The 12,166-nt window shown below is 38.6% G+C and carries 8 protein-coding genes and 1 riboswitch; of the genes, 1 reads left to right on the top strand and 7 read right to left on the bottom strand.

Features of this window, described 5'->3' with window-relative positions:
• Positions 1-7: 7 nt before the first annotated feature.
• The 7 genes from V1L66_RS11935 to V1L66_RS11965 all read right to left on the bottom strand — a co-directional run bounded on the left by V1L66_RS11935 (position 8) and on the right by V1L66_RS11965 (position 11,014).
• A complete protein-coding gene (locus V1L66_RS11935; protein ID WP_004230111.1) occupies positions 8-733 on the bottom strand; it encodes an amino acid ABC transporter permease in 726 nt (241 codons plus the stop codon).
• 170 nt (positions 734-903) lie between these two features.
• Complete coding sequence (locus V1L66_RS11940) at positions 904-1,761, bottom strand: transporter substrate-binding domain-containing protein (protein ID WP_333004106.1); 858 nt, start codon at positions 1,759-1,761, stop codon at positions 904-906.
• 119 nt (positions 1,762-1,880) lie between these two features.
• A riboswitch (Lysine riboswitch) is annotated at positions 1,881-2,067 on the bottom strand.
• A gap of 340 nt (positions 2,068-2,407) precedes the next feature.
• Positions 2,408-3,667, bottom strand: a complete 1,260-nt coding sequence (gene odhB, locus V1L66_RS11945; protein ID WP_036078993.1) for a 2-oxoglutarate dehydrogenase complex dihydrolipoyllysine-residue succinyltransferase — start codon at positions 3,665-3,667, stop codon at positions 2,408-2,410.
• Between the two features lie 91 nt (positions 3,668-3,758).
• Positions 3,759-6,584, bottom strand: coding sequence for a 2-oxoglutarate dehydrogenase E1 component (locus V1L66_RS11950; protein WP_333004108.1), 2,826 nt, complete (start codon positions 6,582-6,584; stop codon positions 3,759-3,761).
• 232 nt (positions 6,585-6,816) lie between these two features.
• Complete coding sequence (locus V1L66_RS11955; protein ID WP_016994033.1) at positions 6,817-8,202, bottom strand: HAMP domain-containing histidine kinase; 1,386 nt, start codon at positions 8,200-8,202, stop codon at positions 6,817-6,819.
• On the bottom strand, positions 8,199-8,873 hold the full coding sequence (locus tag V1L66_RS11960; RefSeq protein WP_312124384.1) for a response regulator transcription factor: 675 nt from the start codon (positions 8,871-8,873) through the stop codon (positions 8,199-8,201). Before V1L66_RS11960 ends, V1L66_RS11955 begins: the two co-directional genes overlap by 4 nt.
• A gap of 113 nt (positions 8,874-8,986) precedes the next feature.
• Positions 8,987-11,014 (bottom strand): diguanylate cyclase domain-containing protein, encoded by a 2,028-nt coding sequence (locus V1L66_RS11965; protein WP_333004110.1) that lies wholly within the window; start codon positions 11,012-11,014, stop codon positions 8,987-8,989.
• A 542-nt stretch (positions 11,015-11,556) separates the two neighbouring features.
• On the opposite strand from V1L66_RS11965, the gene V1L66_RS11970 reads away from it, so the two are divergent.
• Positions 11,557-12,105 carry a GNAT family N-acetyltransferase gene (locus V1L66_RS11970; RefSeq protein WP_036078985.1) on the top strand — a complete coding sequence of 183 codons (549 nt, stop codon included), beginning with the start codon at positions 11,557-11,559 and terminating at the stop codon, positions 12,103-12,105.
• Positions 12,106-12,166: the final 61 nt, after the last annotated feature.

The following is a 12,166-nucleotide window of genomic DNA, read 5'->3' on the forward strand; positions in this document are numbered from 1 at the left end:
CGTCCCCCTATACGGCTTCTTTTTGTTCTTTTTGATAGGCATCAGGACCATCTAGACGTTTTTCAACATAGAGAAGGATGCGAGATGCGGTAAATGTCATGATGAAGTAAAGAACACATGCAACGAAGAATGATTCGAAGTAACGGAAGTTGTTACCCGAAATTGATTTTGTTTGGAAGAATAATTCCGTTACCCCAATGACATTTAATACGGCTGTATCTTTAATATTCATGATTAATTGGTTACCTGTCGCTGGTAAAACATTACGCGCTACTTGTGGTAAGACAACATGAAGCATAATTTGGAAGTGATTCATGCCAATTGCTGATGCTGCCTCGTATTGACCATTATCAATGGAGACAATACCGCCACGAACAATTTCTGCCATATAAGCCCCTGTATTGAGGGAAACGACTAAAATACCTGCTGTAATAAAGTGCATATCGATACCGAATGCGATATCTAATCCGTAGTAGACAACCATAGCCTGTACAATCATTGGTGTACCACGGAAAAATTCAACATAGCATGTCAGTATAAAATTAATGAGCTTTAAGCTATAAAATTTCACACCTTTTTTACGAACTGGAATCGTATGCATAATTCCGATGAAAAATCCGATAAATGCACCAATAATTGTACTAATACTCGAAATCAGTAACGTATAATACGCACCTCGTAAAAACATTTGCCAGTTGTTTTCAATAATTGAAAGTATCCATTCAAGACTCATGATGTTCCTCCTAACAATGTCATCTTGCTTGCTTATTTCTTTTGTGCCCTAGCTCTTTCTACCATTCTATGATTTGTCACGCTAGGACATTATCATTATGTAGAGAGGTTCTCATTTTGATAATGATGAAATGATCATGCACGGACTAGTTGCTAGTCCGTGCCATGTCATTATTGTGCTGCGGGTTGTTGAGAAATAGCTTCTTCCATAATCGCTTGACGATCATCTTCTGAAATGCCTTTTAGGATTTCATTGATTTTTTCGCGATTTGCGTCATCTTTACGTAAGCCTACAGCAATTGAAGTATTTGATAGGTCTGTATCAAAGCCTTCTTCAAATGCTACATATGTGAATTTATCGTTGGCAGCAGAAGCGGAAATGCCCTCTGGACGTTCAGCTACATAGCCATCAATTTTACCTGCTTCTAAAGCCACACGCATTGCTGGGAAGCTCTCCATTGCCGTTTGTTTTTCTACACCTTTAATTTGGTCAATCACTGTGTAGTTAGATGTATTTAATTGTGATGTAATTTTAGCACCTGAGAAGTCTTGAATCGATTTTGCGTCTTCATATTTGCTACCTTTTTTAATAACCATAACAAAATCAGAAGTATAATAGTTTTCTGTAAAATCAATTGTTTTCTTACGTTCTTCTGTTGGTGACATACCTGCGATAATTGCATCAATTTTGTTCGATTGTAGCGCTGGAACTAATCCGTCCCACTCCATTTTAACAATGACTAACTCTTTGCCTAAACCTTCAGCAATTTTCTTTGCCATTTGTACATCATAGCCACCTGCATACTCTGCATTATCCGCAATTTTCACTGCGCCATTTGCATCGTCTTGCTGTGTCCAGTTGAACGGTGGGTAGCCAGCCTCCATTCCGATTCGGAATTCACCGCCGCCTTCTTCTTTGTCAGTTCCAGCATCACTTGAACCGCCCTCTTTTTTGTCACTTGTGCCACATGCAGCTAGCACAATTGCTGTCATGATAGAGATCATTACTAACAACCATTTTCTTTTCATGAAAAACTCCCCTTTTCTGTAAAAAAATAAGACAACTGTACTAAAAAAGACCTAAGTATATTGAACTTAGGTCTTACCTTTTATGACAGTTGCCCAAATCCTCACTATAATTTCCATGTTTCCGAGATAGCACAACCTAGTAAATCTGGAAATCCATTTACTAGGACAGTCCTGCACTTATTCACTGCAGACCCAGTATAAAAGTACGAGCTCCTTTTATACTTCGGCGATATTTCCTTCTTCATTGCGTCTTCGCTTGCTTGTACTCAACAATGAACTAATAAATACCGCGCCTCTACCTCACTGGTAACAATTCGTGAGGTTTGTTTATTTAATTGATATTTAGATACTACTATAAAACTAATATGTTCGTCAAGACGATTTTAACATTTTTCTGACTAATGACAATATTAGGATATTGTGCGTTCTGCTTCCACTTTAAATCGTTGAACTTTTGTTGATATTTCTGAAAATTACAACAAATATTTATTATAGAGTATGTTCTATATGTGAGAAAAGTTGCGTTTTTTTCTTTCTTTGCTCCTCTAAACGATGTAACATTCGTACTCTTTCAAGCTTAGAATCGGTCAGTACCTTTCGTCATACAAAAAACCCTGCTGAACATTGTTCGCAGGGTTTAATGGGATTATGAATTTAATAATAAATCTTCAGGATTTTCGATTAATTCTTTAACCGTTTTTAAGAATCCTACAGAATCTTTACCATCGATGATACGGTGATCGTATGAAAGTGCTACATACATCATTGGACGGATTTGAACTTCACCATTTACTGCAACTGGACGGTTAACAATTGAGTGCATGCCTAAAATACCAGCTTGTGTACCGTTCATAATTGGTGTTGACATTAATGAACCGAATACACCACCATTTGTGATTGTGAATGATCCACCAGCCATGTCATTTAAGCCTAATTTTTTATCACGAGCTTTTGTCGCTAAGTTAGCGATATCTTTTTCGATTTCTGCAAAGTTTTTGCTATTTGCATCGCGTACAACTGGTACGACTAAACCTTCTTCAGTTGATACAGCAATACCGATATCAAAGAAGTTATTTAAATGAATTTCATCGCCAGAGATTTGAGCGTTTACGTATGGATATTTTTTCAGTGCTGCAACAACAGCTTTCGTGAAGAATGACATGAAACCAAGTTTGATGTCGTTTGCTTTTACAAACTCTTCTTGTTTACGTTTACGAAGTGCCATGATGTTTGTCATGTCAATTTCGTTGAATGTTGTTAACATTGCTGTTGATTGTTTCACTTCTAATAAACGTTTTGCAATTGTTTGGCGACGACGGCTCATTTTTTCAATTGTTACACGGTCAGAATTAGCTGCTGGTGTGAACACTACTGGGCCACCTGAAGTTGCTACTGATGTAGGTGCTGCTGGTGCTACAGCTGGTGCTGTACCATGAGCTGCTACATCTTGTACACGTACACGTCCTTGTGGATCTACTGGAGATACCGCGGCAAGGTCAATACCTTTTTCACGTGCAAGACGACGTGCTGCTGGAGATGCAACTACACGCTCACCAGAAGTTTCTTCTACTACTGGAGCTGCTGCAACTGGTGCTGCTGCGGCTTGTGGCGCTGCTGGTGCAGGTGCTGCCTCAGTTGGTGCTGCCGCTGCTGGAGCTGCTGCTGCGCCTTCGCCTGCTTCTACTACTGCGATAACTTGACCAACTAGTACAGTATCGCCTTCTTCAGCTAAAATTTGTGTTAATACACCTGCTTCTTCAGAAATGATCTCAGCGTTTACTTTATCTGTTTCAAGTTCAACGATGAATTCACCTTTTTCAACGCGATCGCCCACTTTTTTTACCCACTGTGCGATACTACCTTCTGTAATCGATTCTGCTAATTCAGGGACTTTAATTTCAGCCACTTTCATTTCCTCCTTTGGTTAACGTGCATGACGCACATAGAAGGGCTACTGCTTAAGGGCAAGTAGCCCGGTTTCAAAAATTAATATGTGATTATTTAACCTTTACTGGCTCAGCAACCGCTTCTTCAATAAGAGCTGCTTGTGCTGCTTTATGAGAATCTGCATCCCCTTCAGAAGTTGAGCTCATTGCAGGACGGCCTACATAGCGAAGCTTTTTACCTTCTGAAAGTTCATATAATGTTTCTAATGCATAATTCCATGAGCCTTGGTTTTTCGGTTCTTCTTGTACCCAAACGATCTCTTTTGCATTAGGATACTTAGCAATGATACCAGCAACTTGCTCTTTTGGGAATGGGTAAAGTTGTTCTACACGAATAATGTGTAGGTGATCGAAGCCTTCGCCGTCTTTCACGCGCTCTGCTAAGTCGATCATCACTTTACCTGTACCTAAAACGATACGCTCTACAGCTTCTGCTTTAGCCCCTAAGCCTGGTTGCTCAATCACTTCTTGGAATGAACCATTTGCTAATTGCTCAGCATTCGCCGCAGCTAATGGGTGACGTAATAATGATTTTGGTGATACGACTACAAGTGGACGTACCCCTTCTGTACCTAATAATGCTGCTTGACGGCGTAATAAGTGGTAGTAGTTTCCTGCATTTGAACAGTTCGCTACAAACCAGTTATTTTCTGCTGACATTTGTAAATAGCGTTCCATACGGCTTGAAGAGTGCTCTGGACCTTGACCTTCATAACCATGAGGTAAAAGGATAACTAGACCAGATTTTTGACCCCATTTAGAGCGTGCCCCTGAAATAAAGTTATCAAACATCACTTGTGCCATATTCGCAAAGTCACCGAATTGTGCTTCCCATACTGTTAGTACATGGCTGTTTTCTAGGTTGTAACCATACTCAAAGCCTACTACCCCAGCTTCAGTCAGTGGAGAGTTGTGTACTGTAAAGGATGCGTTCGCACCAGAAATATGGTGTAGTGGTGTGAAGACATTGCCGTTATTTTTATCATGCAGTACTAAATGGCGTTGAGAGAATGTACCACGTTGTGCATCTTGACCTGTAAAGCGTACTGGTGTGCCATCTTGAATAATTGTTGCATATGCTAAAGTTTCAGCATGACCCCAGTCAATTTTTGCAGATGCATAAGCATCACGGCGTTTTTCTAAGATTTTACCAAGCTTTTTCTGTGGCTCGAAGTTTTCTTCAAACACTAACAGCTCTTCATTGATTTTTTCTAAACGTTCCGCACCAACTGCTGTATCGATTTGTGGGAACTCTACTTTTAATTCTTCTGGCATTTCTAAATGATGATGATCATCCTTATCTGCCATTTCTTTTACATGGTCATAGGCTGCTTGCATTTCTGCATAGATAGCTGTATCTAGCGCCGCTACATCATCAGCAGTTAAAAGACCTTCTGCCACTAATTGTGCACCATACAATGCACGCACTGTTTCATGTTTAGACACTAATTTGTATGTTTCTGGGTTTGTCACGGTTGGATCATCTGTTTCGTTATGACCGTGGCGACGGTAACCAACTAAGTCCACAATAATGTCTTTGCCAAATGTTTGACGGTAGTTTGCTGCAAAACGACCAACTTGTGCTACTGCCTCTGGGCTATCTGCATTGACATGGATTACTGGTACTTCATAGCCTTTTGCTGGGTCAGAAGAATACACAGAAGAACGAGAATCATAATGTTCCGTTGTGAAACCGATCATATTGTTTGCGATAATGTGGATTGTTCCACCTGTTGTAAAGCCTTCTGTTTTAGCGAAGTTTAACACTTCAGTTACAATCCCTTGACCTGGGAAGGCAGCATCACCATGCACAAGAATGCCTAAGCCTTTTGTACGGTCGAAAACAGGTTGCCCTGGTTTAGACGTATCATCTTGTGTTGCACGAGTAGCACCAAGTACGACTGGATTGCCTACTTCTAAGTGAGATGGGTTGTAAGCCAATTTCACGTTCATACCAGATTCACGGTTGTAAGAAGCACCCATGTGGTATTTCACATCACCTGTCCATCCTTTTGTAATTTCAAGGCGGCCATGCTCTGGCATAAATAAATCATTGGAAACATGTGCAAAATCAGAGAACATCATGTCATAAGGTTTATTTAAAATGTGTGTTAAAACGTTTAAGCGACCACGGTGTGCCATACCAATACGTACGTTTTCCACATTTTTCGCTTCTGCCGTTTTAATGATTTCATCAAATAGAACGATTTGCGTGTCTAAGCCCTCACCAGAGAAACGCTTTTGTCCTACAAATGTTTTATGAATAAATTTCTCGAAATTTTCAACGCGAGTTAAACGATCTAATAAGGCTTTCTTCTCATCCGCAGATAATGCTTGTTTGAATGAGCCTGATTCGATTTGCGCTTGAATCCAATCACGTTCTTCAGTAGCTACTACGTGACCATATTCAAATGCTACTTTATCTGTATAAATAGCTTTTAAATAGTCGATTGCATCCTTACCATTTTTCACGTTTGCTGGCACATCTTTGAAGAAGATTGCTGCAGGAATTTCAGCTAAATCTGCAGCGCTTAAGTTGAACGCGCTTTCTTCAATTTGAGCTGTTTGTAGTTCACGGTTTTTCAGAGGATAAATATCTGCCGCTAAATGACCGCGTGAACGAATTGCATCTGCTAGTTTTACAGCGGCTAACACTTTTTTGTAATCGCCAGCAGGAGCCGCTGCTGTATGACTAGCTACAGCTACTTCACCTTCTACTACTACTGGTGCACCAAATTGTTGGAATAAAGAAACTAACTCCGGTTCTACTTCTTCAGGAGACTGTAAGAATAAGTCGTATTGCTCCATCACATATCCTAGGTTAGGACCAGAGAAAGCTGACCATGGAGAACTTACAGTTGTAACGTTGTTCGACATGAAAAATGACCTCCAAATTTTGCCTTTCGGCAGTTCCATTAATTAAATTGCAATTAATTATATAATATTTAGCCGTTCTTTAAAAGAATGTTTCACACTACTTTACCATATTTTAAAGAACGTTTTTTCCATCTCAATCTTACTACTCTTCACAAAAAATACAACTCTTTTTAGCAAATTAAGCAATTTTTTTCGCAAAGGATAGAATAATGAAATAAAGCGTGTATTTTTCTTAATATTTTAGTGGGATTTTCAGCGAGAAAACGGTTCCAATATGAACCTCACTCTTGACTTCTACTGTTGCATTGTATTTTTCAAGTAACATCTTCGAAATACTAAGCCCTAAGCCTGTTCCACCAATTTGGCGATTTCTTGCTTCATCCACTCGATAAAAACGATCAAAGATAAACGGAATATTGTCTGGTGCTATTCCTATACCATTATCAGCAATTTCTAAACATGCATAATTTCCAGCAACAGAAATAGAAATTTGTATCTCAGGAATTTTTTCACAATAACGAATAGCATTTTCTATTATATTACGGACGATTTGACTTAGTGCATTTTCGGTGATAAATAATGGACCGATTTCACCATGTTTCGACAGCGACATTCGCGCTTGTGGATGAACAAGCCTAAGCTCATCCATTACTGCTTCAATGACCACTAGTGCATTGGCCTCACTTGTTTCATCTTTTTCCTCACGGCGTGCAAGCTCTAATAATTCCTCAATCATTTTGCGCATACGTGCAATTTCTGTTAAGGAGGTATCAATGGATTCCTCTAATATGGCAGGATCATGTTTGCCCCACCTTTTTAAAAGAGAAAGATGCCCTTCAATTGCTTGAATAGGCGTACGCAGCTCATGTGAAGCATCCGCGACAAATTGCTGCTGCTGGGTAAATGAGATTTGGAGCTCATTCATCATGGCATTGTACATTTTCAGTAAATCTCCAATTTCGTCATGTGATGTATAGGTTAGCTGTATTGGCTCATTAAATCCTTGATCCATTACTGTTTTCATGGATGCACGCAATTCATGTAGTGGCTTCATTAAATAGTTCGCTAGATAATAGCCAATAGAGCCAGATAACACTAAGGCTCCTAACCCTGCAATCAGCATGGCTGTCAAGAGATAATGCATGAGAGATTGAAAACTAGTTAACGGATGAATCACTTGAATATAGCCTTGGAAAAAGCCCATCCGAATCGGTTCATTGATGACTAGCACATCCTGCTTATCAATGGTCATTTCAAAAATTTCTTGCAACGAATTAAGTGGTGCAGCAGCAGAGGTATCATTAATCCGTAAAATATCCACACCATCTGCATTAAATATTCGGACCGTCTCATCACGATCCGCAATCGATTTGAGCAAGCCTGTATTTTGCTGAATTTGCTGAATGGTAATTGTAGGACCCTGTGACTCAAAAAAAGAGATGATATCCTTACTTGTCCGATTGACCTTACTCTCCTCATCGTTTAATAACCATGTATGCAAAGAAAGATAGACGACTACACAAATAATCGTAAAGCTAATAAAGATGACACTGCTTGAGGTCAGCATCCATTTTTTCTGCAACGACTGCTGACGCAAATAATTTCTTAATCTATTCATTCTCGCATCACATACCCGACACCGCGAACGGTTTCAATATAATCGTTCATTGCCCCTGGGAGCTTTGTTCGTAAATGTCTGATATAAACATCTACCACATTGGTCTCAATATCCGTATCATAACCCCAAACCGATGTTAAAATATGCTCTCGTGTACAGACTCTATTTTTGTGCTCGATTAATAGTTTCAGTAAGTCATATTCTGTCTTTGTTAGGTCAAGTTTATTCCCCTGAACGAAAACTTCATAGGCTGCTACATCTATTTCAATATCCCTTAGGCATAAAGATTCACTGCTTGTCTGCTCTGGTGTGACACGACGTAAAATCGTCCGTATTCTAGCCAGCAGCTCTTCAATCGCAAAAGGCTTGACGATATAGTCATCTGCCCCTGCATCGAGTCCTGCTACACGATCCATCACAGCATCTCGTGCCGTTAATAAAATAATCGGCACTTGTGATTGTGTACGGATACGACGACAAATCTCAATTCCATTAATGCTCGGTAACATCACATCCAGTAAAAGTACATCAAAATTTTCCGATGTTGCCAAAGTCAATCCTTCTCGACCATCATAGGCAGTTTTCACTTCATAGCCTTCGTGCTGTAATTCAAGTTCAACAAAACGAGCAATATGCTTCTCATCTTCTACCAACAATATCTTCTTAGGCATCGTATCACCTTCTATTCCAAAATAACGATGTAGGATTTTTATCCCTATACTGTTATAGCATAACATCAAATAAAAAGTCTGTCTCACAAGGAAAACCTTGTGGACAGACTTTTTTAGTGTATGTCGGAAATAGAGAGGTTGTTTTTCCCCAATTCCTTTGATTTATATAATGCTTGGTCAGCTAAATCCATTAGCTCATCCAGTGTTTGTGCATGGTCTGGGTAATAGGCAATGCCAATAGAAGCAGTGGGTGTAAAAAGATGGTCCTCTATCATCCAGCCTTCTGCTAATTCATCGCGTATCCGACGAATAATATGCATAATTTGATGATGTCTTTTTTCTTGATCTCTCGTTAAGCCAGTTAAGATGACAATAAATTCATCGCCACCTATTCGAATAACTAGATCATGGCTTCGAACTGTTTTGTTCAAGGAAATGCCGAATCGCTGAATAAACGCATCGCCCGTCTCATGGCCAAAGCGATCATTCACTTCTTTAAAATCGTCACCATCTAAATAGAGCATCGCCACACAAGTTTGATTTTCATTTGCTTCTGCTAGGATTTTAGGAAACTCCTTTTGTAAAAAGCGCCGATTTGGTAGCTGTGTTAAGGCGTCATGATAGGCTAGATACAGCAAATCATTTTCTCTTTCTTTGCGATGCGTAATTTCACGAGACACCATCATAATTTGCGAAACCTTTTCACGTTCAGGATCATGCACAACTGTGACATTTCCTTCTGTCCATATCGGTGTTCCATCCTTCGCCTTCAGTAAAAGCTCAAACTGTGAATCTGTTTGCCCTGTATAATTATTCAAGAATGTTTGCCATTCGCCTTTACTTTCTCGATCAATAATGTCACTGTAAAACTGTCCTTGTAGCTCTACATTTTCATAACCTAAATAAATACCATAGGACGGGGAAGCATAAATAATGATGCCATCCTCATTTGTAATCACAATTAAGTCATTTGTATTTTCCGTGATGAGCCGGAAAGTACGTTCAATATTTTTTAATTCTGTGAACATTCTTTTCTTATCTGTAATATCATAGTTAATGGTTAAAATTTGTTCGATTTGACCAAACTCATCTTTTAATGGAACGATGGTAGCTTCTACCCAGTAATCGGCATGATATTTCGTTCGATAGCAAAGCTCTCCACGCCACATCCCCATCGTATCCAGCTTATCTTCAATTATTTGTAAAAGATTTTGCCCACGGAATCGAGGTTCGATTAATGCGTAGGGCTGACCGATTAACTCCTCTGCCGTGTAGCCAGAAGCCTGTAAAAACATCTCACTCACTTCGGTAATGTTACAATTATGATCTAATACGGCAATGGCCGTAGCTGAGTTTAATGCCGATTTAAATACCTCTAGCCCGTGAGACTTCGAACGTAATTCTGCTTTTTGTATAGTAAATTGTGTAAAATCCTGCATGATTAGAAATATGGCAAAGGAATTATCATCCTGCATCACTGGTGATAGTGACAGCAAATACATGCGTTCCTGCTGGTCCAATGTATGCAATTTAATGAACTTCTCGCCAACGTTTTCCCCTCTTGCAGCCTTTTGCAAACAAATTTTAAGTTGTTCAACTTCTTCTTTTGGAATAATTGGTAAATCCACAAACATTTTTTGTTTGACGGTTTCATTATCTAATTGAAAATCATCCATAAAGCTTGAATTCACTTCGTATATTATGCCCTCAGCCGATAAAATGACCGTAGAAAAAAAGGCATGGTCAAACATGGACCGCATAAATAAAAATTTATCTTCAATACTGCGGTCATAGAGTATTTCCTTCGTAATGGCTAATATATAGTCTTCATTCTTATATTTCAACGGTCTGACGGATGTTTCATATTTACGAACCTCCGACTGAACATATGCATAATCTACATAGTCAACCTGTTTATGTTCTCTAATTGCCTCATCATAATTTTTCTGAATGATCGAAAAATTACGCTTTGAGGTAACGGTCGAAATCATTTTGCCAATCGCCTCATTCGATAACAGATCTTGAGCTGCTTGATTTAAGCGAATATATTGATAATCGTCCCCTACTTTTTTCACGAGAAAAACAAAATCCTTGCCAATAAATAATGAATTAAAGAAATCTTCGCTTAAAATATACTCCATGCTGTCACCTCCAGAAAAGCCCTTGCCATCATGATAGAAATGTTCATATGTATGTTTCGTGAGATTAAAAATAATACTACTATTATAACATAAAAATAAAAAATTACCTTTCTAGAATCATAAAATTTATATCCTTTTAAGGATAATATTTGATATATTACCTATTATAACAAGTAACCAATACTACTAAAGATGTAGATAAATGATTAATATTAGATAAAATTGATAGGATAGGCTTAATGTTATAAAACAACAATATTATCGATCATCTCATTTCATTTATCAGAATTTACTGACTATTAAACTCAAATTTTGTTTTTTTACGAGCAAAATGATTGCATCAAGCAGTTTATATGTTATATTATATTTAAAAAACTAGCCTTTTTTCGGTATGGTCGAAATCAGTAAGACAGCGGGAGATTATGGAATATCATAGTTATAACGTCTAGTTCTTTGGGTTTTAATTCCAGTACGAATTTTAGTTTTCTTCTTTATGCTTCAACGGAATTGTTTTAACTACCCTAGTAAAGGAGGCGTTTCGTATGCTTAAACATCGAGACCTGCATGAATGTACAGAGCTTTATGAGCTATTATCACACCCTTCTGTATTCCCTTTTGTCCGTCAAAAAGCCACATCCGCTGATGAATATTGGTTTATGACAAAACAACTGATTGAAGAGGAAGCGAGAGGACTCGCTATCTCGAGGACCATAACTGATGATTGGGGTCAACCAATCGGCACCATTAGTATTCACGATGTGGAGGACGGTGCAGGCTTTCTAGGAACGTGGATTGGACTCCCTTACCAAGGTAAAGGTTATAATCAAAAAGCAAAAATGTTATTTTTGAACGAGTTATTTTTTGACTATAATTTTCATACGGTCTTTCTCCGTATACGTGTTGAAAATTTAAAATCACAACGTGCTGCTTTAAAGCTTCCTTATGTGGTGAGCGCCAATGAAAGTCATCCAACATTATTAACGCAGGTTAATAGCGGTGAGGCACAATTTAATTTATTTAAAATTCCAAAAGATTTATTCTACCTAACAACGGCACATCAATTGCAAGAGGGCGAAGAGCAAGCAATGTAGTGTGCAATATATATATAAAAGAGAAGCTATAAGGTTTTGTCATTTCGACCTACCTCACAGC

Origin of the sequence: Lysinibacillus sp. IITD104 (assembly GCF_036698265.2) — a bacterium.
Taxonomy (GTDB): Bacteria; Bacillota; Bacilli; order Bacillales_A; family Planococcaceae; genus Lysinibacillus; species Lysinibacillus boronitolerans.